Consider the following 25,976-nt stretch of genomic DNA (forward strand, 5'->3'; position numbering starts at 1 on the left):
GAGGCGTTTGTTTCATCAGGCGATGCGCTCGATATCGACTTGCGAGCCGCCGCGCACGACGCGACCGGGAAGCACGCCGCCGAGCCAGTACGAAAGCTCCGCAGGCCTGCCGATTCGCCAGGCGACGAAATCCGCGGCCTTGCCCGCTTCGAGCGATCCGTGCGTCGCCTGCAAGCCGAGCGCTTGGGCCGCATGATTCGTCACGCCGGCGAGCGCTTCTTCCGGCGTCAGGCGAAACAGCGTGCAGCCCATGTTGAGCATCAGCCGCAACGACAGCGCCGGCGACGTGCCCGGGTTCAGATCGCTCGCGAGCGCGATCGGCACGCCGTGCCGCCGCAGCGCGTCGATGGGCGGCAACTGCGTCTCGCGCAACATATAGAACGCGCCCGGCAGCAGCACGGCGACGGTGCCGGATTGCGCCATCGCGGCTGCGTCGTCGTCGGTCATGTATTCGAGATGATCCGCCGACAACGCCCGATACCGCGCCGCCAGCGACGACCCGTGCAACGACGACAACTGCTCCGCGTGCAGCTTCACCGGCACGCCCAGATCGCGCGCACATCGGAACACGCGCTCGACTTGCTGCGGCGAAAACGCGATGTGCTCGCAGAACGCATCGACGGCATCGACGAGCCCTTCTGCGGCGAGCGCGGGCAGCATTTCATCGCAGATATAGGCGATGTAATCGTCCGCGCGATTCGCGTACTCGGGCGGCAACGCGTGCGCCGCGAGGCAGGTCGCGCGCACGTTCAGCGGCAGCGTCGCGCCGAGACGCCGCGCGACGGCGAGCATCTTGCGTTCGTTCGCGAGATCGAGCCCATAGCCGGACTTCACTTCGAGCATCGTCACGCCTTCGCGCAGCAGGCCGAGCGCGCGCGCTTTCGCCGCTTCGAACAGCGCGTCCTCGCTGGCTTCGCGCGTCGCGCGCACCGTGCTCGCGATACCGCCGCCGCGCGCCGCGATTTCCGCGTAACTCACGCCTTCGAGCCGCTCTTCGAATTCGCCGCTGCGATCGCCGCCGAAAACCAGATGCGTGTGACAGTCGATCAGACCCGGCGTCACCCACGCGCCGTCGAGATCGATATGCTCGACATCGCCGAAATCCGGCGCCGCCGCGCGCGGCCCGATCCATTCGATGCGCGCGCCGCCGGTCAGAATCGCCGCGTCTTCGATGACCGAATACTTGCCCCCGGTCATCGTCGCGGCGTGGCAGTGGTGCCAGAGCTTTTTCATCGCTTGTCGATCATCGGCAGATCGAGGCCTTTTTCGCGCGCGCATTCGACCGCGATGTCGTAGCCAGCATCGGCGTGGCGCATGACGCCCGTCGCCGGATCGTTGTGCAGCACGCGCGCGATGCGTGCATCGGCTTCGCGGCTGCCGTCGCACACGATCACGACGCCCGCGTGCTGCGAAAAGCCCATGCCGACGCCGCCGCCGTGGTGGATCGACACCCACGTCGCGCCGCTCGCCGTGTTCAGCAGCGCGTTGAGCAGCGGCCAGTCGGAGACGGCGTCCGAGCCGTCCTGCATCGCTTCGGTTTCGCGATTCGGGCTCGCGACCGAGCCGGAATCGAGATGATCGCGGCCGATCACAACCGGCGCGGACAACTCGCCGTTGCGCACCATTTCGTTGAACGCGAGGCCGAGCTTCGCGCGCAGGCCGAGACCGACCCAGCAAATGCGCGCCGGCAAGCCCTGGAAACTGATGCGCTCACGCGCCATGTCGAGCCAGCGATGCAGATGCGCGTCGTCGGCGATCAGCTCTTTGACCTTGGCATCCGTCTTATAGATGTCCTCGGGATTGCCCGACAGCGCCGCCCAGCGGAACGGCCCGACGCCGCGGCAGAACAACGGACGGATGTACGCCGGCACGAAGCCCGGAAAATCGAACGCGTTCTCGACGCCCTCTTCCTTGGCCATCTGGCGGATGTTGTTGCCGTAGTCGAAGGTCGGCACGCCTTGTTCGCGGAATGCGAGCATCGCGCGCACGTGTTCGGCCATCGACTGCTTTGCGGCTTTCACGGTCGCCGCCGGATCGCTTTGCGCGCGGTCGCGATACTGCGCCCAGGTCCAGCCTTTGGGCAGATAACCGTTGAGCGGATCGTGCGCGCTCGTTTGATCGGTGACCATGTCGGGGCGCACGCCGCGGCGCACGAGCTCGGGCAGCACATCGGCCGCGTTTGCGCACAGCGCGATGGAAATCGCGCGGCCTTCAGACGTATAGCGCTGGAGGCGCGCGAGGGCGTCGTCGAGATCGGTCGCCTGTTCATCGACGTAACGCGTCTTCAGACGAAAATCGATGCGGCTCTGCTGGCACTCGATGTTCAGCGAACACGCGCCCGCGAGCGTCGCCGCGAGCGGCTGCGCGCCGCCCATGCCGCCGAGACCGGCGGTGAGCACCCAGCGGCCTTTGAGGTCGCCGCCGTAATGCTGCCGCCCGGCTTCGACGAACGTCTCGTACGTGCCCTGCACGATGCCCTGACTGCCGATGTAAATCCAGCTTCCGGCGGTCATCTGGCCGTACATCGCGAGGCCTTTCGCGTCGAGTTCGTTGAAGTGCTCCCAGTTCGCCCAGTGCGGCACGAGATTCGAATTCGCGATCAGCACGCGCGGCGCGTTTTCATGCGTCTTGAACACGCCGACAGGCTTGCCCGACTGGACGAGCAACGTTTCGTCGGCTTCGAGACGCTTCAGCGTTTCAACGATCTTGTCGTAGCACGCCCAGTCGCGCGCCGCCCGGCCGATGCCGCCGTAGACCACCAGTTCCTTCGGATTCTCGGCGACTTCGGGGTCGAGATTGTTCATCAGCATGCGCAGCGGCGCTTCAGTGAGCCAGCTTTTTGCGTTGAGTTGCGTGCCGCGCGGCGCGCGGATCTCGGTGTCGCGAAAACGGGAGGACGAAGTCACGGATTGGCTCCTGCGCATCAAGAAAGTGAATGTCGACGGACACGGGCAACGACCCGTGTCGAGTTGGCCTCATCTTCTTGTATATACAACTTCGCTTGTATTAGGGGAATCCCGAAGCCCGCCGCGTGGTCTCGCGGCACGCGTTGTATAGACAATCGTCAAGGCACCGGCAAACCGCCGTCGCGTTTGACTTCGCGCAAGGAGAGCATCGATTCGACGGCCGTCACGCCTGGAAGGGTTCGCAAGACGTCGCGCATGAAGATGCCGTATTCGTCGAGATCGCGCGCGACGATCTGCAGCAGGAAGTCCGCCGTGCCGGAAATGTTGTGGCACGACACGATGCGCGGAATGCCCTGAATCTCGCGTTCGAAGCGGTCGGACAGCGCGCGGTCGTGCACGCTGAAACGCACCTGCGCGAACGCGACGACGCCCAGTTCCAGCGCCTTGCGCGACAGCACGGCCCGATATCCGTCGATGTAGCCATCGCTTTCCAGACGCTTGAGCCGGCGCGCGCACGGCGTTTCACTCAGGCCGACGCGCTCGGCCAGCTTCGCCACCGGCATGCGGCCATCCTGCTGAAGCGCGGCGAGCATCGCGCGATCGATACGGTCAATTTCGGTCATGGTGCTTTCCTTTATGCGATATCAAAATTCTAGTGGAATCCTGCATCACAGACCAAATCATCGACTCAAAATACCAGAAAACGCTCCTTCCGAAGTGGCACGATGAAGCCTTCTAAACAGGAGCGCATCATGGTTTCGGCACACTTGCTTTGGGTTTTTATCGGCGCGCTCGCGGTCGTTTATGCGCTGCCCGGCCCGGACATGGCGCTCGTGCTGCAAACCAGCGGCACGCGTGGTTTCCGGCACGGACTCGCCGTCGCCGCCGGGCTCATCACCGCGCGCGCGACGCACGTGACGCTGTCGGCGCTCGGCGTGGCTGCGCTCTTGCGTAGTGCGCCGTGGCTTTACGACGGCGTGCGCATCGCGGGCGGCCTGTATCTCGCTTATGTCGCGATCCAGATTTTCCGCTCGCCCGCGTTCGGGCTGGATGCGGCGTCCACGCAGACCGCGTCCACGCTGCGTTCGGCGTATGCGAAAGGCATTCTGAGCAGCATCCTCAATCCGAAGGCGCTGCTGTTCTGTTCCGTGCTGCTGCCGCAATTCGTGCGACCGGAGGCAGGTCCGGTCTGGTCGCAGGTGGTGGAACTGGGCGTCGTGCTGGTCGCGGTCGGACTCATGTTCGATCTGACGCTCGCGGCGGGCGCGGTGCGCATTTCCGGCTGGCTGCGCCGTCATCCGAAAGCGCAAACCGTGCAGCGCTGGACCTTTTCCGCCGCGCTCCTTGCGTTCGCCGCGCGGCTCTCGCTGGACTGAATTCAGGCGTCGAGCGGCTTCAGGAAGAGCTCGTGCTTGGGCGCGAAATTGGCGTAGAGCGGCAGGATCGCGCCGCCCATCGCGCGGGCGTCGGGGCCGATCTGCCCTTCGACGAGACGCGGCCGCGCCATGCCTTGCCAGTCGAACGTGGCGAGCGCGTCATCGGTGCGGGCGATGACTTCGCGCAGCAAGGTACGGTCGATTTCACCGTCGATGACCACGGCTTCGAGATCGAGCAGCGCCGCCGATGACGCGATGCCCGTCGCGATCGCGGGACACGTCTCGCGCATCCACGCTTCGGATAGCGCGCGCAACTCCGGCGACCACGCGCGGGCATCGTGCGCGGCGGCGGCCGGCACGCCCGCCGCGGCGAACGCCTTTTCGAGCACGTACACCGACGCCGTGTTCAGCAACTGCCCCGGGCGCGCGCCTTTGGTCCGGCCGGCGACAGGCAACGAACCGATCGCGCCCGCGTTGCCGCCCGGACCGGCGTGCAAGCGGCCATCGATGACGAGCCCGCCGCCGATGAACGTCCCGATGAACACGTACAGGAAATTGCGCACCCCGCGCCCCTGACCCATCACGAGCTCGGCGGCGCACGCGGCCGTCGTGTCCTTCGCGAATTCGACGGGCAGCGCGGTCATCGCTTCGATGCGCGCGCGGATATCGATGTCGTCCCACGCCGCGAGCGCGTCGGGCGGCGTGTCGAAGAAATCGCGCCAGCCGCCGATCCACAACGGCGCAGCGACGCCGATGCCCGCGATCTTGCGTGCGTCGTCGCCGAGCGCCGACGTGACGCGCGCGAGCCGCTCTTCGAGCGCGGGGAAAAGCGTATGCGGATCGGGGTACGGATACTCCAGCGTCTCGCGCGTGCGCACGTTGCCAGCGAAGTCCATCGACAGCACGTCGAGACTGCGCCGGCCCACCTTCACGCCGATGGAAAACGCGCCGTCCGCGCGCAGCGAAATCGGCACCGACGGCTGCCCGATGCGTCCGCGCACGCGCGAGCGCGGCTCTTTCGCGAGCAGTCCGTCGTCGATCAGGTGATCGACGATCAGCGAAACCGTCTGCATCGACAGGCGCGTCATGCGCGCGACATCGGCCTTGGGCAATGCACCATGAAGCCGGATCGCCTGCAGGACGATGCGCTCGTTGAACTGGCGCATGCCGAGCTGATTCGAGCCGACCGAATGCATCGAGGCTTTGCGCGCCGGCCGCTCAGACATCGCCCCGGACCTCGCGGCAGAGGCGCGCGCGCCGGACATCGTTCATGTAGTCGCCCCGTTCGAATAATTCCAGTGTTTTTATTTAAACATCCGCGCGGATTTTTTTCCTGATTTTTAGCCGGTTATGTTCGGCGGGAGCGTCATCGCCGATCAACCCGCCCTCTCGACACCATGAGCACACTCGAAGCCCTTCACGCGATCGTCAAGGACGACAACGCGCCGCAGATCATCCGCGATCACATCGTCGATTCGCTGCAGTTCGCGCTGCGCAACCATCCCGGTTATTTCACGCGCAAGGAGATTCAATGGCTCGCGCAATGGGACGACACGCGCATTCCCATCGCGGCGGCGAAGATATTGAACGAGATGAAGACGGTCTGAAGCGGGCGGCTCAGTGCGTGCCCGATGCGCGCGCGTGCCATTCGTAGTCGAACACGGTAGCCTGCGCAGGCTCGGACAGGCTTTCGACGAAGCCGATCACTTCCGGATCCTTCACGAAGCTCGCGGCCGAACTCGCCGCGAGAATCGCCGAGCTGTCCTGCGGCCGCGCGACGAGGAAGCCCTGCACATAATCCACGCCGATCTCCTGCAGCGCGCGCAAGGTATCGATGTCCTCGACCCACTCCGCGACGCTGCGCATGCCGAGATTGCGCGCGAGCGCGACGATCGCCTCGACGATCGCGATATCGGCCGGATGCGCGCACATCGAGCGCACGAATTCGCCGTCGATCTTGAGGGCATCGGCGGACAGCGCCTTCAGATACTTGAACGACGTGTAGCCCGCGCCGAAGTCGTCGAGCGCGATCTTGCCGCCCATGTCGTGCACGCGCGCGATGAAGCGCTGCGTGTTCTCGAGATCGTGCAGCGCGACGCTTTCCGTGATCTCGAGACACAGGTAGTGCACGATCGACTGATGACGGGCGAAGAGCGCGAAGATGTCCTCCATGAACTGCTCGTCGTTCAGCGAGCCGCCCGACAGATTCACGCAGATGAATTGCGTGTTCCCGAGCTGATGCCGATGCGCCTCGATCCAGTCGAGCAGCGTCGAAATGACCCAGCGATCGATGGCGGCGATATTGCCCGATTCCTCCGCCGCGACGATCACCTTGCCCGCGGGCAGCGTCGCGCCGTCGGGGGCGCGCATGCGCAGCAGGACTTCGAAGTTGAGCGATTCGGTCGGCGCCGAGAGCGACATGATCGGCTGCATCACGAGAAAGAGTCCCGGCGGCAGGCGATTGCGCCCGAGCGTCTCGACGAGCTTCAGTTCTTCCGCGCGCTCCTCGAAAGCCGCCGCGCCCTTGCGGTACGTGACGAGATGCGTGTGCGCGACCTTCTTCGCTTCCCGGCATGCACGATCCGCGTGCGACAGCGCGTCCTGCACGCGCACGCCCTGCGAGCATTCCACGAGACCGATCGACGCCTTCACCTGGAACGCGCGATTGCCGACCTGATACGGCGCATCGGACAGAATGGAGATGAGTTCGCGGCATTGCGCGATGGCGTCTTCGATCGACGTGTCGTTCATCACGCAGACGAACTCGTCGCCGCCGATGCGCCCGACCGGATAGCTGCGCGTGAAGTGCGCACGCGTGCGCGCCGCGACCTGGCGCAGCACTTCGTCGCCGCTGCGATGGCCGAAGAGATCGTTGACGAGCTTGAAGCGGTCGAGGTCGACGTAAGCCAGCGCCCACGGCAGCGTCTCTTCGCTTTGCGCGGCGATCGCCTTCTCGACGCCGCGGCGATTCAGCGAGCCGGTCAGCGAGTCGTGCTCCGCGAGAAAACGCAGGCGCTCGACCGCCTTCGAACGTTCGGTGGTGTCCTGCAGCGAGCCTTCGATCCAGCCGTTCGAGCGGATTGCCTTCAGCAGGTATCGACGCTCGGCGGTGCCGCGCTCGGGCGAGCCGCCCATTTCGAGTTCGCCGTCGCTGCCTTTCGATGCGAGCGCCTGCAACGCGCCCCACGCCCCTGCCTCGAAATAGTCGTTCCAGTGCCGCGCCTTGTAGTCGGCCTTTTGCAGATCGAGCATGGCGCGCAAGGCGGGATTGGCGCGCACGAAATGACCGTCGGCGTCGAGCGTGAAGAGGCCGATCGGCGTGACTTCGTAGGTGTTGCGCAATTCCATCTGTGCCTGGCGGCGGAAATCGCGTTCGGCGCGCATCTGCTCGGCGATCGCGAACGCCGCCATCATGCTCGACGACAGCGCGGCCATCACCGTGTTCACGCCGCCGACGAGCACCTTCAGCCCGAAGGCCGCGCCGAGCACTTCGGAAAACGTGGCGAACAGCACGATCGCGAGCGACGCGACATACCAGAGCACGGTGCGTGAGCGCGCCATCCACACGAGTCGCGCGAGGAAGAACAGCAGCACGCAGATGCCGAAACCCGCGATGATCCAGAGCGTCGGAATGAAAAGCGAGTACGGCAGCGCGAACGCGGCGGCGAGCAGCACGATGCCGACATACTGAATCACGCGCAACAGCCAGCGATATCCGACCACGCGCAACTCGCGCCGGAAAAGCTGCTGAAAAAGCGCGGCGGTCAGCAGGTAATACGCGGCGAACGTGATTTGCCGCAACGGCTGAATGAAATCGGACGGCAACACGCGGCCGAGCCATTGCATGTCCCAGCCCATCGCATTTGCGCACAGGCGCAGATTGCCGACGAGCCACACGGCGAAAATCACATACGTCCATTCGTGATTGATGAGCGCCGTGACGAATACGAATACTGCGAGCGTCAGCAGACCGCCTGCGATGAGTCCGGAGCTTTCCTGAAAATCGAGCGCCGAATTACGCAGGCCTTGCCATTCCCACGCCAATGCATTGATTTGGGCCGGTCCTGAAAATGTGCCCCGGCAGAGAATATTTTCCGGTCCTTTCAGCCGTCCGGCCGTAATCGAGAAACCCGCCTTCACCGCGCGCATTTCGCCGCTCACGCCGTCGCGGCTCGCTTCGCCGAGTGGCGCGAGGGTGTCGGCGTTCCAGCAGGCAAGCGTTTGCGCGTGACGCGAGGGTAATTCGACGACCGTCGACAAATCCGCGCTCATGCTGGGCGTCGTGAAACTGAACCACACCGGCTTTTCGGAAAGACGCGTGCTGTAACGCGATACGGGCGTTGCGCCTTTCAGTGCTTCGAGCGCGTCGGCCGGATTCATGATGCCGGCGTGATCGGCGGCGATGCGCAGTGGGAGCGGCACCGCCCCACGCGTTTCGTATTGGCGCGGCAGGAAATAGAGCGTCGCGATCGTACCGAGCAAAATCAAAAACGGCACGGCGTAAACGGCGACCGCGTACAGCGCGTCGTCGATCCACGAGCCCGTGCGTCTGAATCTCGATAAGGAAGCTGGAATAACCGACGCCATTCTTGGTAAAACCCCCGTTTGCGCCCAGCGCGAAATGCGCCGGCGCAGACGGCGGCGAAGCTCGAAGACCCCGCTCGCCGCCGCTTTGGCCAACCGGACCGCCCCGTGGTCCGGTTATTCGCTATTACCTTCCTGAATACGATCGTGCGCTTTTCACCTGCCGTAAGCCATCAACGGAGCGTCTGGGCATCGTACCGGTTCCCAGTCAAAAGATAAATCTACAGAATGCAAATCGATGTCCGGATGATGCGTGTTCACCATGTAATTGAAGAGCGGATGACGGGCTTCTTCCCAACGCTGGCGCGCCGCCGCCACGTCCTTCGCGAGCACGCGATGCGGCAGGCCGCCCACGTGCGACATCGGCAGGAATTCATTGACGCCGAAAACATCCTTGAAGAGCATCGCCTCATACTCCCGATCCAACGGCGTGCGCGCCGTGATCACCATGTAATCGATCTCGTGCAGTTCGCAGAAACTCCAGAGCGCCTTGCACAACGCCACCTTCACCACGCGTCCCACCATGCCGCCCGCGACGCCGAGACGCGTTGCTTCCGCGAGACGGCTCGTCGCCAGATGCTCGGGCAGACGCACCGACTGCTCCACCGCGAGCGGACCGTACGCATTGGTCTGAATGCGCATGGTGCCGAGCGGCGCGCCGTCGAGCTTCGATTCCGCCAGAAGCACGGCAGTCCCGCGATCGCGGTCCGACGGCTCGATCGTCATCTTTTCGGCGAATTCGGGCAGATGCCGCCCGTAGGCCGAACGTCTGATGCTCACGGCTTTCTGCAATCCGCCGTCGTCCTGGACGATACGGATAGTAAACGGCATGCGTTCCGTTTTCTGAAGTGCGGGGACAACCGTGAGAGTTGGGCGAACCGCCGGTTCGGTTTGGTTAGCGGCGGCGTTGTTGGCAAGGTTCAGACGTTCCATTTGTAGACCCCATTTTTTCTTGGCGATTGGAAAGTGCCGCGTGTTGAGGACGTTTATTGGTTGGTTCCTTACACGGGCGAAACGAGCCTCTCACGAAGTCAAATAACGGGGTGCGTGCTTGCCACTGTTTCTCAGCAAATTTCAGGCTAATGGCGTGGAGGAAAGCCTCTAATCGGCGATGCAAGCCAATCGCGATGCCGCTGCAAACCAGAATATGCATATGCCGCACAGGAATATGCGAGCCCGATCAGGAGGAAAGAACGAGGGTAAGCAGCCACCGGTCGACAGGAGAGGCAATCAGGAGAATAGCGTTCGCGGAACCGTCGCGGAGCATCGCGTAAACGCTGGAAAACACTTTAAAAAGGGGCTCGGTAACGTTTGCTTACACTTTTTCTTCGCAGATTGTGCGAAGCGCCAAAAGCGCAAAGTTTGGGACGGGAAATAGCGGAAAGAAGCCGAATAAAAAAGCGGGCGACCTTCTTAAAGGACGCCCGCTCTATCACGACATAATCATGTCGACAGTATGAAACTCAACTGAACGAATTAAAAAATCAGTCGTCTTCGTCGAGCCAGGGAATATCGACATCGGTAATGAACGCGACCATCGCTAGTGGACGGCCTTCCTGCCGCCCGATATTGCCGTCGGCACGTTGCCATTCGCAGCGGAAAATGGTCGCCGGGGTATCGGCGAGCAGCATGATGGTGCGGATCTCGTCCGGATCGTTGTCCTCGACCGGGCCGTCGAGCGAAACGAGCAACTGCTGCGGCCACACGCCGTCGGCGGGATCGTAGATCTTGTCACCGTCGTGAATGACGACGTGCGCCTCGACGCCGATCGTCGCCGAGGCCTCGACGATCATCTTTCCGAGGGCGCGCAGCACCGCGGTGGCGCGGCCCGAGTTGGCCTGGCGGATCGCGAGATCGCCGCGCGTCAGCGCCTGCTCGAGTTTGGGATTGGTTTTTTGTTGCGCCATCTATCTCTCTCTAGGGGTTCGTTGCAACTTTCGACGAGCGCGGCCCGGTTTAAGTTGCAGGCGGATCGTAGCATCGCACCAACAAAGATAGGTCGCGCAAGCCCCGTCGGCAAACCGCGGACCGACAAAAGCCTGCTCGACGGATCGCTGAGCTCGCGCTCAAGTTTGCGTACGACCGGCCGATATTGCGTGCATCCCCACCGAAACGCGTGACCGCCGTGCCGTTCATCGACCTGACTGTCTCCTTGTGCGTTCGTCCGCCGGCGCCCGCTTTCCGTACGCCTTCGCCGGGCGCCTGAAACGTGCTCACCGGACACCCCGAAATCGTCGACGGCATCACGCTGCGCACGCATCTGCAACCGATCTACAGCCTGCCGCATCAGCGCGAGGTGGGCTACGAGGCGTTGCTGCGCGGCGAGGCGGAAGGCGGCGCGCTCGTCGGGCCGTTCGATCTCTTCGGGCGCGCGATCGTCGCGGGCACGCTCACCGAACTCGACCGGATGAGCCATCTCACGCATCTGCGCAATGCGGCGCCGATGCTGCCCGCCGCGCAGTGGCTCTTCATCAATATCAATCCGGCCACGTTCACCGATCCCGGTTACGCGGCGCGGCTCGCCTCGGCGACGCGCGAATCCGGTCTCGCACCCGAGCAACTCGTGATCGAAGTGCTCGAATCCGGCGGCACGGACGTCGCGGACATCGCGCGGGCGACGCATGCGTTTCGCGCGCAGGGCTTTCTCGTCGCCGTCGATGATTTCGGCGCGGGGCATTCCAACATCGACCGGCTGCTGACGCTGCGGCCGGATATCGTCAAGCTGGATCGCAGTCTCGTGCGCACGAAGAGCGCCCATATGCGCGATGCGCTGCTGCCGAAGCTCGTCGATCTGCTGCACGAATCGGGCATGTTCGTGGTCGCCGAAGGCATCGAGACGGGCGAGGATCTGATGCTCGCCGCGCGCTCGAACGTCGATTTCGTGCAGGGTTTTCTGCTCGGCATGCCGTCGGCGCAGCTTGCCGAGCGCGGCGCGGTCACGCCGCTCTTCGAAAACGTGTTCGACACGCTCGCGCAGATGCGCCGCACCGAGCGCCTCGCGGGCGATCTGCTGCTGCTGTCCTATCGCGCGGGACTCACGCAGGCGGCGCGGCGCTTCGCGTCGGGCGCGACGGCGGAAGCCTCCTGCGCCGATCTCCTCGCGCAGCCGTGCACGCTCAGTTGCTTCTTTCTCGATCAGGGCGGCCGCGAGTTCATGCCGGGTCTCGCGGGCGCGGCTGCGAAAGCGCCGACCGAGCGGTTCGCGCCGATCGCCGATCCGTCGACCGGGCGCTGGGACAATCGCGCCTATTTCGTCGATGCCAACGCGAAGCCGCAGCAAGTGGTCACGAGCGCGCCGTATCTCTCGGTGACGGGCACGTCCTTGTGCGTGACGCTGACGATCGCGACGCAGCGCGCCGCGAAGCCGGTCGTGATCGGCGCCGATCTCGACTGGCGCCGCCTGACCGAAGCGGCGTCCGCAATTTTCTGATTTTTTTCGCGCGTCAGGCGGTGGCGCTCCTCGATTGCGCGATCGCGCTCGCGAGCGCCGACGCGCCCGCGCGCAACGCTGCGAAATTGGCCGCCTCGAACGTCCAGTGCCCCGATGCATCCGTTACCGCGAGTTCCGCGCCCGGCCAGCGCGCCGCGAGATCGATCGCCTGATCGGCCGGGCACACCATGTCGAAGCGGCCGTGCACGATCCGGCAAGGCAAATGCGCGATGCGCGCGACGAGCGGCAAGAGCGGGATCGGCGGCAGTTCGTTCGCCATGTAGTGACGTTCGAGCAGCGCCATCGAAATAGCTGCCGCGTTCGCTTCCGCGGTCGGGCGCTTCTCCTCCTCGGCCGGCTGCTTCTCCGGCTTATTGACGACGGAAAGCGTCGTCTCGTACTGCGTCCACGCGCGAGCGAGCCGCGTGCCGGCATCGTCGAAACGCGCGAGCGGCGCCTCGGTCATTCGGAGGATGTCCTGCGCATTCGCGGGGCGCTTGCCGCACGCCGCCTCGATCGCATCGAGAAACGCGCGATGCGCTTCCGGGAACACACGCCGCACGTCCCACAGGAACCAGTCGATGTCCTCGCGCCGCGCAAGAAAAATCCCGCGCAGCAGGAAGCCCGTGCAGCGCTCCGGATGCGCGACGCCATACGCGAGCCCGAGCGTCGTGCCCCACGAGCCGCCGAAGATCGCCCATTGCTCGATCTGCAGCGCGACGCGCAGCGTTTCCATGTCGCCGACGAGCGCATCGATGCCGTTCGCCTCCAGCTTGCCGAACGGCGTGGACTTGCCGCAGCCGCGCTGATCGAAGAACACGACGCGCCATGCGTCCGGTTCCAGCACCTCGGCCCATTTCAGGTTCATCGCGCCGCCGGGGCCGCCGTGCACGACGAGCATCACGGGTGCGTCGCGCGGGCCTTGCGCGCGCCAGTAGATTGAATGACCGTCGCCTACGTCGAGCATGCCTTCGTCGAACTGCTCCGGCGATTGATTGTCCATTGCGATTTTTCCTTGCTGTGTGTTTCACCGGCGTCCATTGTTGCATCCGTTCGATGACGCCGCACGACGCGAAACGCCGGTCCGGCGCGTTTCGCCCGATACGCTATGCTTGCGGATTCCGCCTTCCGTCATCTACCCGTCATCTTCCGAATTCCGATGCGACGCACCCTCGTCAAGTGGCTCTTTGCGACCTATCTGCTCGGCAGCGGCACGCTCTGGTCGATTGTGATCCTGCCGCTCTTTCCGTTCGTCGGCCGCGACGGGCGCTACCGGCTCGCGAAGCTCTGGTGCCGCGCGATGGTCACGATGATGCGCGTCATCACCGGCGTCACGTGCTCGATCGAAGGACTCGAGCATCTGCCCGAGGGGCCGTGCATCATCCTGTCGCGTCACGAGTCGACGTGGGAAACGCTCTCGTTCATGGCGCTCTTTCCCCGCCGCATCAGCTTCGTGTTCAAGCACGAACTGATGAACATTCCGTTTTTCGGTTGGGTGCTGCGCGGCCTCGACATGGTGAGCCTCGATCGCGGCTCGATCCGTCAGGCGCACACCGCGGTCACGCGCGAATGCGCCGTGCGGCTCAAAAAAGGCGATTCGGTCGTGATTTTCCCGGAAGGCACGCGCGTCGCGCACGATGCGCCGCTCAAGCTCGCATCCGGCGGCGTGCGTCTCGCGTGCGCGACGAAGGTGCCGGTCGTGCCCGTCGTCCACGACGCGGGCAAGGTCTGGCCGGCGAAGGGCTGGCCGGATCGCGGGGGGCACATCCGCGTGATCGTCACACCGTGCCTGCCGCTCGATTGTCAGATTCCGCAGGAACTGAACCGCCTCGCGCAGTCGCAGATGGACGAAGCGCTGGCGGTGTTGCGCTAACCGGCGATCAATACAGAGGCCGCTTTTTGGCGGCGCACAGCCGGTTGACCGCGGCGATCAGCGTGCCCATGTCGACGGGCTTGCGCAAATAGCCGTCGTAGCTGACGAACGCGGGCGGATTCGGATGCCCCGAAATCATCAGGAAAGGAATGTGCGCGAGGGCGGCGTCGTTCTTCATCGTCTGGCAGAGCAGCGCGCCGCCCAGACCCGGCATCATCCAGTCCGATACGACGATGTCCACCCTCTGCTCGCTCAGTATCGTGAGCGCTCCGTTGCCGTCGAACGCGCATAAGACGTTGCAATCCTCACCTTGCATGCAGAGGGTCCAGGCTTCGATGGTGGCGGGGTCGTCGTCGACGAGCAGTACAGTCTTCATCTTGCGAACATGTTCGAGAGCGGCGCGTGCGTGCGGCGGGACGTCTAAGACAAAGGCTGCGCAAAGGCTGCGGATAACCCCGGATGTGACTGCGACCATCGGCGTTGGTTGCAGTCGCCTCGTACACAAAGCCTTTTGTCATAGTATTTCTTTCGCGCCAAATCTGCGCGGTAAATGCTGCTTCAGCAACTTGCGCGCCGCCGGGCGGCACCGGTCATTTGCTCCTGGCGCGGGAGCGGCCCGCTTCGCGCAGCGCGTCGACGAGCGTCTCCTCCACCGGCGTGCGCGCGGAGTCGTTGCGGCGGATCAGGCCGATGGGCTCGTCGGTGCCCGCGAACGGCATCGGCAGCGCGGCGAGCAGCCCGAGCCCGATGTCCTGCTCGACCGCGCCGGCCGGCACGAACCACACGGCGTCGTTGTTCATCGCGAGCGAGCGCCCGAGCGACACCGACAACGTCTCGACGAGCGCCGTCAGCGCGTGCGCGCCGAACGCGGTCAGCACGCTTTCCGCCGACTGCCGGATCAGCGTGCCGAACGGCGGCACGACGATCACGAAGCGCGCGAGCAGCGCGGGCGTGAGCGGCGTTTCGAGCGTGAGCGGATGCTCGCGGCGCACGACCACCGCAAGCGGCTCCCGATAAATCTGCTCGAACGACAGCCCGTGCATCGCTTCCGGCTCGGACAGCCGTCCTACGACGAGATCGACATCGCCCGCCTTCAGCTTTTCCAGCAGGAGCGCGTTGGAATCCGTCCAGACGGACAGCGACACCGCCGGCCACTGCTGCCGGAACGCGATCAGCGCGGGCGAAAGCAGCACCGGCGCGACCGTCGGCAGAATGCCCAGCGCCACTGATCCCGGCACGTCGCCGCGCTCGCGCAACAGCATGTCGACGCCCTCGCGCAAGGACGCCACGCACGCGCTCGCATGCGGCGCGAAGAGCCGCCCCTCGCGCGTGGGCACCGCGCCGCGCCGCCCGCGCTCGAAGAGCCGCACGCCTAGAATGGATTCGAGCTCGCCGATTGTTTTGGAAACCGCGGGCTGCGTGATCGACAGACTGTCGGCGGCGCGCTGCACGCTGCCGAGCTGCGTGACGGCCAGAAAACACTGCAGATGCCGGAACTTGACGCGGGTGTTGGTGAAGTCGGTATCCATGACGATCCGTTATGCAAGATGGCACAAAACATCATTTTCCATAACTTGCGTCGTTATATAAAGTAGCCGTCAGAAACATCCTATTCAACTTCCACAAATACAGGAGACAGTCGACATGACCTCCCCCATCCTCACGCCGCGTGACTGGGAATCCCATCCCGCGTATCTGTCGCCGGGCTACCGGTCGTCGATCCTGCGCAGCCCGGGCCTGCCGCTCATTCCTTTAAAGGAAAATCTGCGCAACCGGCGCGTGCCGGTCTACGGTGCTGAAGATCTGGGCGTGCTCGACAACGACCTGACCCGCAACGCCGCGAAAAACGGCGAGCCGCTCGGCGAGCGCATCATCGTGACGGGCCGCGTGCTCGACGAAGGCGGCCGTCCGGTGCGCAACACGCTCGTGGAAGTGTGGCAGGCGAACGCCGCCGGCCGCTACGTGCACAAGGCCGACCAGCACGACGCGCCGCTCGATCCGAACTTCCTCGGCGCGGGCCGCTGCCTGACCGACGACGAAGGCCGCTATCGCTTCATGACGATCAAGCCGGGCGCGTATCCGTGGGGCAATCACCCGAACGCGTGGCGTCCGCAGCACATCCACTTCTCGCTCTTCGGCGAATACTTCGGATCGCGCCTCGTCACGCAGATGTATTTCCCCGGCGATCCGCTGCTCGATCTCGATCCGATCTATCAAGGCATTCCCGAGCACGCGCGCAAGCGTCTCGTCTCGGCCTTCTCGATCGACACGACGCAGGAAAACTACGCGCTCGGCTACGAATTCGACATCGTGCTGCGCGGCCCGGACCAAACGCCGACGGAGTAAGACGAACATGACCACGCTCAAACAAACCCCTTCGCAGACCGTCGGACCGTACTTCGCTTACGGCCTGGTGCCCGAGCAATACAACTTCGATCTGAAGAGCCTCTTCACCGCATCGGCGGCGGATCGTGAAGTGCCGGGCGAGCATATCGCCGTCGTCGGCAACGTGTTCGACGCCGAAGGCAAGCCCGTCAACGACGCGCTCATCGAAATCGCCCAGGCCGATGCGAACGGCCGCTACGTGCAGACCTCGCAGGAAGCGCGCGAGTCGGGCTTTCGCGGCTTTGCGCGCTGCGGCACCGGCACGGACCCGAAGCTGCGCTTCATCTTCGATACGGTGAAGCCGGGCGCAACCGCCGACGATTCCGCGCCGCACCTCGACGTCATCGTGCTGATGCGCGGCATGCTGCTGCATACGTACACGCGCATCTACTTCGAAGACGAAACCGAAGCCAACGCGAAGGACACCGTGCTGCAAAGCGTGCCGGCCGAGCGCCGTCACACGCTGATCGCGAAGCGCGAGGCGGACGCGTCGGCCAAGCCGGGTTCGGCGGGCACGATCTATCGCTTCGACGTGCATCTGCGCGGCCCGAACGAGACGGTTTTCTTCGACCTGTAACGTTTCTCGCAGCTGTTGTTTGAAACGAAGGCGTCCGGCACTGCGCTATAGTGTCGGTCGCCTTTCGTTTTTTCCGCTTTCTCTCATGTCCGACGCCCCCACGCCCAGCCCGCTCTACGTCAAGCTCCTCAGCGAAACCGCCCAGATCGGCTGGTCCGAACTGGAACGCTTCTTCGCGCAAGGCAAGCTCATCTGGGTGAAGGGCGATCTCGATCTCGTGAGCGCCGCCGAAGCCATCGCCAACGACGACAAGCAGCAGGTCGCGCAATGGCTTTCAGCGGGTCTCATCGAACGCATGCAGGCCGAGACCGCCGCCGATCTCGCCGCGCGCGATCCGCAATTGTGGGCGGTCGTGCTGTCGCCGTGGGTGTGCGTGCAGGAACGCGCCTGAGCGAACTGCTCTACTTCCGCTCGACGACGTAATCCGTCCACAGCACGACGAGAATCGTCATCAGCGCCGGGCCGATGAACAGCCCGATCAGCCCGAACGTCTCCGCGCCGCCGAGAATGCCGAACAGCACGAGCAGGAACGGCAGCCGCGCCGATCCGCCGATCAGCACCGGCCGCACGAAGTGCTCCGCCACGAACACCACGATCAGCCCGAACACGGCGACGCACGCCGCCGCGATCATCGAGCCTTGCGCGAGCAGCCAGAGCGCCGAGCCGAGAAAGACGATCGGCGCGCAGAACGGCAGCATCGCCGCGACGGCGGTCAGCATGCCGAGCAAGGTGGCGTGCGGCACGCCCGTCACCGCATAAGCGATGCCGAGCAGCGCGCCCTCGCCCAGTCCGACGACGACGAGCCCGACCACCGTGCTGCGCACCGAATCGGCCATGCGGCGCACGATCGCGGCGCCGTCCGGGCCGAACGCCCGGCGCGAGCCCGCGAGCAATTGCTCGCCGAGCTTCGAGCCCGCCAGAAACACGAAGAAGAGCGTCATCAGCATGAAGCCGAAGATGACGATGCCGTGCACGACGCGTCCGCCGAAGTGCCGCGTCATCGCGACGACCGTCGCGCTGTGCAGATTCTTCACCGCGGGCGATGCCTCCAGCGGCGTCGACAGATTCTGCTGCCACCAGCGCGCGACCTGCTGCGCGCCCATCGGCAGATGTTCGACGAATGCGGGCATCGGAATGCCGGTGCGCAGCACCTCGTGGAACCAGTGAAGCATGTCGTGCGCTTCGTTCGCCGTCTGCGCCGCGACGATGAAAAACGGCACCACGAACAGCAGCCCGATCGCCGCCGTCAGCGCGACCGCCAGCAGAGTGTGATGCCGCTTGAACATCGGCCGGCGTTCGAGCCAGCCGAACGCCGGCCAGAGCGCAATGGCGATCACGCTCGCCCATACGACCGCCGGAATGAAGGCGCGCGCCGTATAGAGCGCGACCAGCACGAGCACCGTGTAGAGCGCAGCGGAAGCCGTGCGCTGCATCTTGTGCGTGCGCTCGGATGAGTCCGATGTCGGGTCGTTGCGCGGCTGGATCGGCATGAATGATTCGTCCTTCGTTGTGATATCGATGATCGGCAAAACATAAAACGTTCGCCAGCATTGTAATCACGCACGAATCATTCCACTCGATGCGAGCCATCAAGCAAGCTTATTTACAGAATGCACGTTTCGCGCTCCCTATAATCGAGACTCGATATAGACGCAGGGATCGTGCAATGCAGGAGAAAGTCACACGGGCAACGGCAGCCGCATGCATGTCGCTCGCGCTGCTCGCCGGATGTTCCACCGGTCTCGATCGGGTGAAGGAAGATCAGCTGAACGCGCAATACGGCATCACCGTGTTGCAGGTCAAGGGCGGCGTGGAGATGCGTCTGCCCGAAACGCCGCTCTTCAATAGCGACGAATCGGCCCTTCGCGACAGCCATTCGCCGATGCTCGATCGCGCGGCGCAAGTGCTGAAGCGCAGCATGCGGCCGGTGCTGATCGAAGGCCATACCGATAACGAAGGCTCGCTCGCCTATAACCGCGCGCTGTCCGAAGCGCGCGCCGACGCCGTCGCGCAAGCGTTGATCGCGCGCGGCGTGCCGGCCGAGCGCATCACGACGAAGGGCATGGCGTATCTGCGGCCGATCGCGACCAACAATACGCGCGAAGGGCGCTCGTTGAACCGGCGCGTGGAAATTCTCGTGCGCGCCGAGAGCGAAGAGACGCTGCTCGGCGCGCCCGCCAAAGTCAGGCGCTAGCCGCCTGCTCGACTTCGAGCACGAGCAATTGCGAGCCGTCGGCGACCTGATCTCCGACCTCGAACAGAATCTCGCCGATCTTGCCCGTCGCCGGCGCCACGATCGTGTGCTCCATCTTCATCGCTTCCATCACCATGAGCGGCGCGCCCTTCGCAACCGTCGCGCCCGTCTCCACGAGCACCGCGATCACCTTGCCGGGCATCGGCGCGGTGAGACGGCCTTCGTGCTCGGCATCGCCCGCGTGCGCCATCAGGTTCTGCCATTCGAACTGGAACGCCGCGCCTTCGTGGAAAACGTGGAAGACGTCGCCGTCGGTGAAGACGTGGCCTTTGATCAACGCGTCATCGAGTTGGACCGCGAACGACGTCGCGCCGCTATGCGACCAGTCGAAGCGCGCGCTGGCATCGTCGAGACGCAGGCGCTTCTCGCCGTTCTTCGTGAACACGACCTTCAGCGTTTCGTCCGTATCGAGCGCGCGCCAGTTCAGATCCTGGCTGTAACCGCCCGCCATGCGCCAGTGCGACAGCGCATCCCACGGCGAATGGCCGTGCGCCTCGCCGCCTTCGCGCGTGAGCAGCGCCGCGCACGCGAGCGCGAGCCCCTTCTTGCGCGAGACGTGTGTGGGCGCGAAGAGCGCGTCGTGATGTCGCTCGATCAGGCCGGTGTCGAGATCGCCCGACGAGAACGGCTCGCTCTTGACGATGCGCTGCAGGAACTCGACGTTCGTCGACAATCCGACGATCTCGCATTCCGCCAGCGCGCGCGCCATGCGGGCGAGCGCATCGCGCCGGTCGCGGCCATGCACGATCAGCTTCGCGATCATCGGATCGTAGAACGGCGTGATCGCATCGCCCTGACGCACGCCGCTGTCCACGCGCACGTCGCCATCGATCGAAAACTCGACCGCGTGCGGCATGCGCACGTGCTTGAGCGTGCCCGTCGACGGCAGAAAGCCGCGCGACGGATTTTCAGCGTAAATGCGCGCCTCGATCGCGTGGCCGTGCACCTTCAGCTCGTCCTGCTTCAACGGCAGCGGCTCGCCCGCCGCCACGCGCAGTTGCCATTCGACGAGATCGAGCCCGGTCACCATCTCCGTCACAGGATGCTCGACCTGCAGGCGCGTGTTCATCTCCATGAAATAGAACTGGCCGTCCTGCGTCATGATGAACTCGACCGTGCCCGCGCCGACGTAATTCACCGCGCGCGCCGCCGCGACCGCGGCTTCGCCCATCGCGCGACGGGTTTCGTCGTCGAGGCCCGGCGCGGGCGCTTCTTCCAGCACCTTCTGATGGCGCCGCTGCACGGAACAATCGCGATCGAACAGATAGACCGCGTTGCCGTGCTTGTCGGCGAATACCTGCACTTCGACGTGACGCGGACGCAGCAGATACTTTTCGATCAGCACGCGATCGTTGCCGAAGCTCGACGCCGCCTCGCGCTTGCACGAGGCGAGCGCTTGCGCGAAATCCTCGCTTTTCTCGACGACGCGCATGCCCTTGCCGCCGCCGCCCGCGCTCGCTTTCAGCAGCACCGGATAGCCGATGCGGTCCGCTTCCCGCTGGAGCAGCGACGGATCCTGATCGTCGCCGTGATAGCCGGGCACGAGCGGCACCGACGCGGATTGCATCAGCGCTTTCGCGGCGGCTTTGGAGCCCATCGCGCTGATCGCCTCGACGGGCGGGCCGATGAACACGAGCCCAGCCTTCTCGCACGCGTTGGCAAATGCTTCGTTTTCCGAAAGAAATCCGTAGCCCGGGTGAATGGCTTGCGCGCCGGTCTTTCTCGCGGCATCGACGATGCGCTCGATACGCAGATAACTCTCCGACGCCGCCGATCCGCCGACATGAACGGCTTCATCGCAGACATCGACGTGTTTGGCCTTGGCATCCGCGTCCGAATACACGGCGACGCTGCCGACGTTCAGGCGCTTCGCCGTCGCCGCGACGCGGCACGCGATCTCGCCGCGGTTCGCAATCAATATTTTGTTGAACATGGCATTACATCCGTGGGTCACATGCGGAACACGCCGAAACGCGTGTCTTCGATAGGTGCGTTCATCGTCGCGGCCAGGCCGAGGCCCAGCACGTCGCGGGTCTGCGCGGGATCGATCACGCCGTCGTCCCACAGACGCGCGCTCGCGTAGTACGGATGCCCTTGCGCCTCGTACTGATCGCGGATCGGCGCCTTGAATGCTTCTTCCTCTTCCTTCGACCAAGAGCCGCCCTTCTTCTCGATGCCGTCGCGCCGCACCGTCGCGAGCACGGACGCGGCCTGTTCGCCGCCCATCACCGAGATGCGCGCGTTCGGCCACATCCACAGGAAACGCGGCGAATACGCGCGGCCGCACATGCCGTAATTGCCTGCACCGAACGATCCGCCGATGATCACCGTGAACTTCGGCACCTTGGCGGTTGCGACCGCCGTCACCATCTTCGCGCCGTTGCGCGCAATGCCTTCGTTCTCGTACTTGCGCCCGACCATGAAGCCCGTGATGTTCTGCAGGAACACGAGCGGAATCTTGCGTTGCGCGCACAACTCGATGAAATGCGCGCCCTTCAATGCGGACTCCGAAAACAGAATGCCGTTGTTCGCGACGATGCCGACCGGATGCCCCCAGATATGCGCGAAGCCGCAGACGAGCGTCGTGCCATAGCGCGCCTTGAACTCGTCGAAGGCGGAATCGTCGACGATGCGCGCGATCACTTCGCGCACGTCGAAGGGCTTGCGCGTATCGACGGGAATCACGCCGTAGACGCTTCGCGGATCATGACGCGGCGGCAGCGGTTCTTTGAGCGCGAGCGTCGGCGTCTTCACGCGATTCAGATTGCCGACGATGCTGCGCGCGATGCCGAGCGCATGCGCATCGTTCTGCGCGAGATGATCGGCGACGCCGGAGAGACGCGTATGCACGTCGCCGCCGCCGAGATCTTCGGCGCTGACTTCTTCGCCGGTTGCGGCCTTCACCAAAGGCGGGCCGCCCAGAAAGATCGTGCCCTGGTTCTTCACGATGATCGATTCGTCGCTCATCGCGGGCACATACGCACCGCCCGCGGTGCACGAACCCATCACCACGGCGATCTGCGCGATGCCTTGCGCCGACATGTTCGCCTGGTTGTAGAAGATGCGGCCGAAGTGATCGCGGTCGGGAAACACATCGTCCTGATTGGGCAGATTCGCGCCGCCCGAATCGACGAGATACACGCACGGCAGGCGATTCTGCTCGGCGATTTCCTGCGCGCGCAAATGCTTCTTCACGGTGACGGGATAGTACGTGCCGCCTTTCACGGTCGCGTCATTGCACACGACCACGCATTCCTGCCCCGCAATACGCCCGATGCCCGTGATGATGCCTGCGCCCGGTGCGTCGTCGTTGTACATGCCGTACGCGGCGAGTTGCGAGAGTTCGAGAAACGGCGTGCCCGGATCGAGCAGTTGCGCGATGCGATCGCGCGGCAGCAGCTTGTTGCGCGACACGTGCTTGTCGCGCGCGGCCTCGCCGCCGCCTTCCGCGATCTTCGCGATCTTCTCTTTGAGATCCGCGACGAGCGCTTCGAGCGCGGCCGCGTTCGTGCGGAATTCCTCGCCGCGGGGATTCAGTTTCGATTCGATGATCGTCATGTCGCGCGCCTCAAGCCGTCTCGGCGAACAGTTCGCGGCCGATCAGCATGCGGCGGATCTCGCTCGTGCCCGCGCCGATTTCATAGAGCTTCGCATCGCGCCACAGGCGGCCCACCGGATATTCGTTGATGTAGCCATTGCCGCCGAGCACCTGAATCGCTTCGCCGGCCATCCACGTCGCCTTTTCGGCGGTGTAGAGAATCACGCCCGCGCAGTCCTTGCGCACCTGACGCAAGTGCCCCGAACCGAGCGTGTCGAGCTGACGTCCCACTGCGTAGAGATACGCGCGGCACGCCTGCAGGGTCGAATACATGTCGGCGACCTTGCCCTGGATGAGCTGAAATTCCCCGATCGACTGACCGAACTGCTTGCGATCGTGGATATACGGCACGACCGCGTCCATGCACGCGAGCATGATGCCGGTCGGGCCGCCCGCGAGCACGGCGCGCTCGTAGTCGAGTCCGCTCATCAGCACCTTCGTGCCGCCATTCAGCTGACCGAGGATGTTTTCCTTCGGCACTTCCACGTTCTCGAACACGAGCTCGCCGGTATGCGAGCCGCGCATGCCGAGCTTGTCGAGCTTCTGCGCGACGGAAAAGCCCTTCATGCCCTTCTCGACGATGAACGCCGTGATGCCGCGCGGACCGGCTTCAATATCCGTCTTCGCATAGACGACGAGCGTGTCGCAGTCAGGGCCGTTGGTGATCCACATCTTCGTGCCGTTGAGCACGTAGTGGTCGCCCTTTTCGTCGGCGCGCAGCTTCATGCTGACGACGTCCGAGCCGGCGTTGGGCTCGCTCATCGCGAGTGCGCCGATATGTTCGCCCGACACGAGCTTCGGCAGATACTTGCGCTTTTGCGCCTCCGTGCCGTTGCGATGAATCTGGTTCACGCACAGATTCGAATGCGCACCGTACGACAGCCCGACCGATGCCGACGCGCGCGAAATCTCTTCCATCGCGACCATATGCGCCGTGTAGCCCATGTTCGCGCCGCCGTATTCCTCGGAGACGGTCATGCCGAGCACGCCGAGATCGCCGAACTTTTTCCAGAGGTCCATCGGAAACTGGTCGCTGTGGTCGATTTCGCCCGCGCGCGGCGCGATTTCCTTCGCCGCGAAATGGGCAAGCGAGTCGCGCAGCATGTCGATGTCTTCGCCCAACGCGAAGTTCAGGCCGGGTACGTTGCTCATGGGTCGTCTCCTCCAGATTCGATGTTTTCGGTGCGCCCTGAAATTTGAGTTTCACTCACACAGGGCCGCAAACCACGGGATGTGGGAATTTCACGCCGAAATCGCCTAGCCGTCAATAGATTTTTGAGCTACGCTCACATTTATTTCCCACGTTTCCCGCCAATGTCCACGCAAACTACCGCCACCGGCCGTCGCGCGCCCGCCGGAGTCAAATCGCAGCAGCGCGTGAAGGACATCTTGCAGGCGGGCCGTGACGTCTTCGCGGAAAAAGGCTACGACGCCGCGACGAGCGCCGAGATCGCGCAGCGCGCGGGCATCTCGGAAGCGACCGTGTTCAGCTATTTCAGCGGCAAGCGCGAGTTGTGCGCGCGCGTGATCGCCGATTGGTACGACGAAATCATCGATGCATTCGAGACCGGCCTGCCACGCGACGGCACGGTGCGCCAGCAGTTCGCGTTCATCGTCAGAACGCACATGCGGCTGATGCTGATGAACGGCACGGGACTTTGCGCGCTGGTGCTGTCGGAAGGCCGCACGAAGCAGCACGACCTGTCGGATACGTTGACGGAACTGCAACGCCGCTACACCGCGCCGCTGATGGACGTGCTCGCGCGCGGCCAGGCGCTCGGCCACGTGCGCGCCGACATGCCGTTGCGCCTGCTGCGCTCGCTCGTTTTCGGACCGATGGAGCACGTGCTGTGGGACGCGACGCTCGCGAAGCGGCGCCTGAGTCAGACTCAGATCGAGACGACGGCGAACGAACTGGTGGAAGTATTGTGGGCCGCGCTGCAGCCGCCGAATGCGCAACTGGCGGCGCTGGCGCAGTTCCGGCAGGAGGTCGAGGAAGCGTCGCGGCGCTTCGAAACGAGCGCCGCGCGCGAGAAACCTACTTCCTGATGAAGCGCAGCGCGAGCCGCGCGAGCTTCGGCACGGTGACCGGACGCAGCAGGCGCGCGTCATAACCGCCCATGCGGCGATCGTTTTCGGTGAGACACAGCTCGATCAGCGAGCGGACCGATACATCGCCCGCAACGGAATCGCCGACATTCGCCGGAAAGTTCGCATCCTGCGCCGCACCTGACGTGTCGAAGCCGCGCGCGAGCGAAATGCGGTCGCGAATCAGCGAGAACCAGACGCTCGCGGTCTTCGCGAGGAACCACGGCTTGCGGTACCACGGCAGACTGTGCCGATACCACGCGACCCAGTTTGCGAAGAACAGAATGTGCCGCGCCTCTTCCTGAATGACCGGCTCGAAAGTCTCGACGAGTTCTTCAGGGAAATATCCCGATTGGCGCGCCGCCTCGAACAACCCGAACGCGAAGAAACTGTCGATGCATTCGCTGTAGCCCGTCAGCATCCACGCGCGCAGGGCGTCGTCGGGCGCGGGATACGGCGGCTCGGGCGCGAGCTCGATGCCATACGCCTCGACCAGCTTCGAGAGCACGAGCTTGTGCCGCGCTTCCTCGCCGCCGTTCATGCGCAGGGCTTCGCGCAATTGCGGATCGTCGACGGTGCCCGCGTAGGTCGCCACGCGAATCGACGCACGGCCTTCCGTCTGCACGGCGATATCCCAGATAGGCAGCGAGGTCACGCGCTTCAACGCGGCCGGGTCGAGCTTCGGCCAGTCGATGACGGCCGGCTTGTACGGATTGTGCGTCGTCAGGAGCATCTCGCAGAACATGCGCTTGTGCAGGTCCGAACCGATCGGAATTTTCCCCGTCGACCGGTACGTCCAGTTGCGCATCGCATGATCTGCATCCACCGGGTTGAGCGTGTCGGACATATTCGAATATTCGCCGCCGATTAGGTAGGTCCTGCGGATTCTGGCATACGAAACGCTG

General features: G+C 64.3%; 24 protein-coding genes. 9 read left to right on the forward strand and 15 right to left on the reverse strand.

Annotation, left to right across the window (positions count from 1 at the left end; all coding sequences use genetic code 11):
- Positions 1 to 15 precede the first annotated feature (15 nt).
- From hutI to AWB76_RS09770, 3 genes are all read right to left on the reverse strand, one after another.
- A complete protein-coding gene (gene hutI, locus AWB76_RS09760) occupies positions 16 to 1,233 on the reverse strand; it encodes an imidazolonepropionase (protein WP_061159950.1) in 1,218 nt (405 codons plus the stop codon).
- Positions 1,230 to 2,924 carry a urocanate hydratase gene (gene hutU / locus AWB76_RS09765; protein ID WP_208606558.1) on the reverse strand — a complete coding sequence of 565 codons (1,695 nt, stop codon included), beginning with the start codon at positions 2,922 to 2,924 and terminating at the stop codon, positions 1,230 to 1,232. The genes hutI and hutU overlap by 4 nt, the downstream gene beginning before the upstream one ends.
- Positions 2,925 to 3,064: 140 nt before the next feature.
- Positions 3,065 to 3,529, reverse strand: a complete 465-nt coding sequence (locus AWB76_RS09770) for an Lrp/AsnC family transcriptional regulator (protein ID WP_061159952.1) — start codon at positions 3,527 to 3,529, stop codon at positions 3,065 to 3,067.
- 129 nt (positions 3,530 to 3,658) lie between these two features.
- Between AWB76_RS09770 and AWB76_RS09775 the strand changes: the two genes are divergently transcribed.
- Positions 3,659 to 4,282 (forward strand): LysE family translocator, encoded by a 624-nt coding sequence (locus AWB76_RS09775; RefSeq protein ID WP_061159953.1) that lies wholly within the window; start codon positions 3,659 to 3,661, stop codon positions 4,280 to 4,282.
- A gap of 2 nt (positions 4,283 to 4,284) precedes the next feature.
- Here AWB76_RS09775 and AWB76_RS09780 read toward each other — a convergent pair whose 3' ends face one another.
- Positions 4,285 to 5,508 (reverse strand): ROK family transcriptional regulator, encoded by a 1,224-nt coding sequence (locus AWB76_RS09780; protein WP_061160167.1) that lies wholly within the window; start codon positions 5,506 to 5,508, stop codon positions 4,285 to 4,287.
- 171 nt (positions 5,509 to 5,679) lie between these two features.
- Here AWB76_RS09780 and AWB76_RS09785 point away from each other — a divergent pair, with 171 nt between their 5' ends.
- On the forward strand, positions 5,680 to 5,889 hold the full coding sequence (locus AWB76_RS09785) for a hypothetical protein (RefSeq protein ID WP_061159954.1): 210 nt from the start codon (positions 5,680 to 5,682) through the stop codon (positions 5,887 to 5,889).
- A gap of 10 nt (positions 5,890 to 5,899) precedes the next feature.
- Here the strand turns inward: AWB76_RS09785 and AWB76_RS09790 are convergent, their stop codons facing one another.
- The 3 genes from AWB76_RS09790 to AWB76_RS09800 all read right to left on the reverse strand — a co-directional run bounded on the left by AWB76_RS09790 (position 5,900) and on the right by AWB76_RS09800 (position 10,773).
- On the reverse strand, positions 5,900 to 8,869 hold the full coding sequence (locus AWB76_RS09790) for a putative bifunctional diguanylate cyclase/phosphodiesterase (protein WP_061159955.1): 2,970 nt from the start codon (positions 8,867 to 8,869) through the stop codon (positions 5,900 to 5,902).
- Between the two features lie 153 nt (positions 8,870 to 9,022).
- On the reverse strand, positions 9,023 to 9,697 hold the full coding sequence (locus tag AWB76_RS09795) for an N-acyl amino acid synthase FeeM domain-containing protein (protein ID WP_244173291.1): 675 nt from the start codon (positions 9,695 to 9,697) through the stop codon (positions 9,023 to 9,025).
- A 653-nt stretch (positions 9,698 to 10,350) separates the two neighbouring features.
- On the reverse strand, positions 10,351 to 10,773 hold the full coding sequence (locus AWB76_RS09800) for a hypothetical protein (protein ID WP_061159957.1): 423 nt from the start codon (positions 10,771 to 10,773) through the stop codon (positions 10,351 to 10,353).
- 302 nt (positions 10,774 to 11,075) lie between these two features.
- Between AWB76_RS09800 and AWB76_RS09805 the strand changes: the two genes are divergently transcribed.
- A complete protein-coding gene (locus AWB76_RS09805; protein WP_244173292.1) occupies positions 11,076 to 12,296 on the forward strand; it encodes an EAL domain-containing protein in 1,221 nt (406 codons plus the stop codon).
- Between the two features lie 13 nt (positions 12,297 to 12,309).
- Here the strand turns inward: AWB76_RS09805 and pip are convergent, their stop codons facing one another.
- Positions 12,310 to 13,299 (reverse strand): prolyl aminopeptidase, encoded by a 990-nt coding sequence (gene pip / locus AWB76_RS09810; RefSeq protein ID WP_061159958.1) that lies wholly within the window; start codon positions 13,297 to 13,299, stop codon positions 12,310 to 12,312.
- Between the two features lie 156 nt (positions 13,300 to 13,455).
- Between pip and AWB76_RS09815 the strand changes: the two genes are divergently transcribed.
- Positions 13,456 to 14,169, forward strand: coding sequence for a lysophospholipid acyltransferase family protein (locus tag AWB76_RS09815; protein WP_061160168.1), 714 nt, complete (start codon positions 13,456 to 13,458; stop codon positions 14,167 to 14,169).
- A gap of 7 nt (positions 14,170 to 14,176) precedes the next feature.
- On the opposite strand, the gene AWB76_RS09820 is transcribed toward AWB76_RS09815, so the two are convergent.
- Positions 14,177 to 14,644 (reverse strand): response regulator transcription factor, encoded by a 468-nt coding sequence (locus AWB76_RS09820; protein WP_061159959.1) that lies wholly within the window; start codon positions 14,642 to 14,644, stop codon positions 14,177 to 14,179.
- 115 nt (positions 14,645 to 14,759) lie between these two features.
- A complete protein-coding gene (pcaQ, locus tag AWB76_RS09825; protein ID WP_061159960.1) occupies positions 14,760 to 15,698 on the reverse strand; it encodes a pca operon transcription factor PcaQ in 939 nt (312 codons plus the stop codon).
- Positions 15,699 to 15,813: 115 nt separating this feature from the next.
- Here pcaQ and pcaH point away from each other — a divergent pair, with 115 nt between their 5' ends.
- The 3 genes from pcaH (at position 15,814) to AWB76_RS09840 (ending at position 17,522) form a co-directional block, all read left to right on the forward strand.
- Positions 15,814 to 16,515, forward strand: a complete 702-nt coding sequence (pcaH, locus tag AWB76_RS09830; protein ID WP_061159961.1) for a protocatechuate 3,4-dioxygenase subunit beta — start codon at positions 15,814 to 15,816, stop codon at positions 16,513 to 16,515.
- A 7-nt stretch (positions 16,516 to 16,522) separates the two neighbouring features.
- Entirely contained in the window at positions 16,523 to 17,131 is a 609-nt protein-coding gene (pcaG, locus tag AWB76_RS09835) for a protocatechuate 3,4-dioxygenase subunit alpha (protein WP_061159962.1), read from the forward strand.
- Between the two features lie 85 nt (positions 17,132 to 17,216).
- On the forward strand, positions 17,217 to 17,522 hold the full coding sequence (locus AWB76_RS09840; protein WP_061159963.1) for a DUF2288 domain-containing protein: 306 nt from the start codon (positions 17,217 to 17,219) through the stop codon (positions 17,520 to 17,522).
- Positions 17,523 to 17,532: 10 nt separating this feature from the next.
- Here the strand turns inward: AWB76_RS09840 and AWB76_RS09845 are convergent, their stop codons facing one another.
- Entirely contained in the window at positions 17,533 to 18,621 is a 1,089-nt protein-coding gene (locus AWB76_RS09845) for an AI-2E family transporter (protein WP_061160169.1), read from the reverse strand.
- Between the two features lie 176 nt (positions 18,622 to 18,797).
- Here AWB76_RS09845 and AWB76_RS09850 point away from each other — a divergent pair, with 176 nt between their 5' ends.
- Positions 18,798 to 19,325: an OmpA family protein gene (locus tag AWB76_RS09850; RefSeq protein ID WP_061159964.1), complete on the forward strand. Its 528-nt coding sequence runs from the start codon at positions 18,798 to 18,800 to the stop codon at positions 19,323 to 19,325.
- Here AWB76_RS09850 and AWB76_RS09855 read toward each other — a convergent pair.
- The 3 genes from AWB76_RS09855 to AWB76_RS09865 are packed head-to-tail and all read right to left on the reverse strand — an operon-like array spanning position 19,315 to position 24,135.
- Positions 19,315 to 21,318, reverse strand: a complete 2,004-nt coding sequence (locus AWB76_RS09855; protein ID WP_061159965.1) for an acetyl/propionyl/methylcrotonyl-CoA carboxylase subunit alpha — start codon at positions 21,316 to 21,318, stop codon at positions 19,315 to 19,317. The genes AWB76_RS09850 and AWB76_RS09855 overlap by 11 nt on opposite strands.
- A gap of 17 nt (positions 21,319 to 21,335) precedes the next feature.
- The gene (locus AWB76_RS09860; protein ID WP_061159966.1) at positions 21,336 to 22,943 is read right to left on the reverse strand and encodes a carboxyl transferase domain-containing protein; all 1,608 of its coding nucleotides are present in this window, start codon (positions 22,941 to 22,943) and stop codon (positions 21,336 to 21,338) included.
- A gap of 10 nt (positions 22,944 to 22,953) precedes the next feature.
- A complete protein-coding gene (locus tag AWB76_RS09865; protein ID WP_061159967.1) occupies positions 22,954 to 24,135 on the reverse strand; it encodes an isovaleryl-CoA dehydrogenase in 1,182 nt (393 codons plus the stop codon).
- 162 nt (positions 24,136 to 24,297) lie between these two features.
- Between AWB76_RS09865 and AWB76_RS09870 the strand changes: the two genes are divergently transcribed.
- On the forward strand, positions 24,298 to 25,032 hold the full coding sequence (locus tag AWB76_RS09870) for a TetR/AcrR family transcriptional regulator (RefSeq protein ID WP_061159968.1): 735 nt from the start codon (positions 24,298 to 24,300) through the stop codon (positions 25,030 to 25,032).
- On the opposite strand, the gene AWB76_RS09875 is transcribed toward AWB76_RS09870, so the two are convergent.
- Entirely contained in the window at positions 25,022 to 25,918 is an 897-nt protein-coding gene (locus AWB76_RS09875; RefSeq protein WP_061159969.1) for a ferritin-like domain-containing protein, read from the reverse strand. The two genes, AWB76_RS09870 and AWB76_RS09875, sit on opposite strands and share 11 nt — an antisense overlap.
- Positions 25,919 to 25,976 lie beyond the last annotated feature (58 nt).

This window comes from Caballeronia temeraria (assembly GCF_001544795.2).
Taxonomy (GTDB): domain Bacteria; phylum Pseudomonadota; class Gammaproteobacteria; order Burkholderiales; family Burkholderiaceae; genus Caballeronia; species Caballeronia temeraria.

Bases quoted from the DNA above. Each gene is read 5' to 3' on its own strand.
- AWB76_RS09860 (WP_061159966.1), bottom strand. From the start codon at position 22,943: ATGACGATCATCGAATCGAAACTGAATCCCCGCGGCGAGGAATTCCGC.
- AWB76_RS09775 (WP_061159953.1), top strand. From the start codon at position 3,659: ATGGTTTCGGCACACTTGCTTTGGGTTTTTATCGGCGCGCTCGCGGTC.
- AWB76_RS09800 (WP_061159957.1), bottom strand. From the start codon at position 10,773: ATGGCGCAACAAAAAACCAATCCCAAACTCGAGCAGGCGCTGACGCGC.
- AWB76_RS09865 (WP_061159967.1), bottom strand. From the start codon at position 24,135: ATGAGCAACGTACCCGGCCTGAACTTCGCGTTGGGCGAAGACATCGAC.
- pcaH (WP_061159961.1), top strand. From the start codon at position 15,814: ATGACCTCCCCCATCCTCACGCCGCGTGACTGGGAATCCCATCCCGCG.
- AWB76_RS09875 (WP_061159969.1), bottom strand. From the start codon at position 25,918: ATGTCCGACACGCTCAACCCGGTGGATGCAGATCATGCGATGCGCAAC.
- AWB76_RS09840 (WP_061159963.1), top strand. From the start codon at position 17,217: ATGTCCGACGCCCCCACGCCCAGCCCGCTCTACGTCAAGCTCCTCAGC.
- hutU (WP_208606558.1), bottom strand. From the start codon at position 2,924: ATGCGCAGGAGCCAATCCGTGACTTCGTCCTCCCGTTTTCGCGACACC.
- AWB76_RS09785 (WP_061159954.1), top strand. From the start codon at position 5,680: ATGAGCACACTCGAAGCCCTTCACGCGATCGTCAAGGACGACAACGCG.
- AWB76_RS09795 (WP_244173291.1), bottom strand. From the start codon at position 9,697: ATGCCGTTTACTATCCGTATCGTCCAGGACGACGGCGGATTGCAGAAA.
- AWB76_RS09790 (WP_061159955.1), bottom strand. From the start codon at position 8,869: ATGGCGTCGGTTATTCCAGCTTCCTTATCGAGATTCAGACGCACGGGC.
- AWB76_RS09770 (WP_061159952.1), bottom strand. From the start codon at position 3,529: ATGACCGAAATTGACCGTATCGATCGCGCGATGCTCGCCGCGCTTCAG.
- AWB76_RS09870 (WP_061159968.1), top strand. From the start codon at position 24,298: ATGTCCACGCAAACTACCGCCACCGGCCGTCGCGCGCCCGCCGGAGTC.
- pip (WP_061159958.1), bottom strand. From the start codon at position 13,299: ATGGACAATCAATCGCCGGAGCAGTTCGACGAAGGCATGCTCGACGTA.
- AWB76_RS09815 (WP_061160168.1), top strand. From the start codon at position 13,456: ATGCGACGCACCCTCGTCAAGTGGCTCTTTGCGACCTATCTGCTCGGC.
- AWB76_RS09820 (WP_061159959.1), bottom strand. From the start codon at position 14,644: ATGGTCGCAGTCACATCCGGGGTTATCCGCAGCCTTTGCGCAGCCTTT.
- AWB76_RS09855 (WP_061159965.1), bottom strand. From the start codon at position 21,318: ATGTTCAACAAAATATTGATTGCGAACCGCGGCGAGATCGCGTGCCGC.
- pcaQ (WP_061159960.1), bottom strand. From the start codon at position 15,698: ATGGATACCGACTTCACCAACACCCGCGTCAAGTTCCGGCATCTGCAG.
- AWB76_RS09850 (WP_061159964.1), top strand. From the start codon at position 18,798: ATGCAGGAGAAAGTCACACGGGCAACGGCAGCCGCATGCATGTCGCTC.
- hutI (WP_061159950.1), bottom strand. From the start codon at position 1,233: ATGAAAAAGCTCTGGCACCACTGCCACGCCGCGACGATGACCGGGGGC.
- AWB76_RS09780 (WP_061160167.1), bottom strand. From the start codon at position 5,508: ATGTCTGAGCGGCCGGCGCGCAAAGCCTCGATGCATTCGGTCGGCTCG.
- AWB76_RS09845 (WP_061160169.1), bottom strand. From the start codon at position 18,621: ATGCCGATCCAGCCGCGCAACGACCCGACATCGGACTCATCCGAGCGC.
- pcaG (WP_061159962.1), top strand. From the start codon at position 16,523: ATGACCACGCTCAAACAAACCCCTTCGCAGACCGTCGGACCGTACTTC.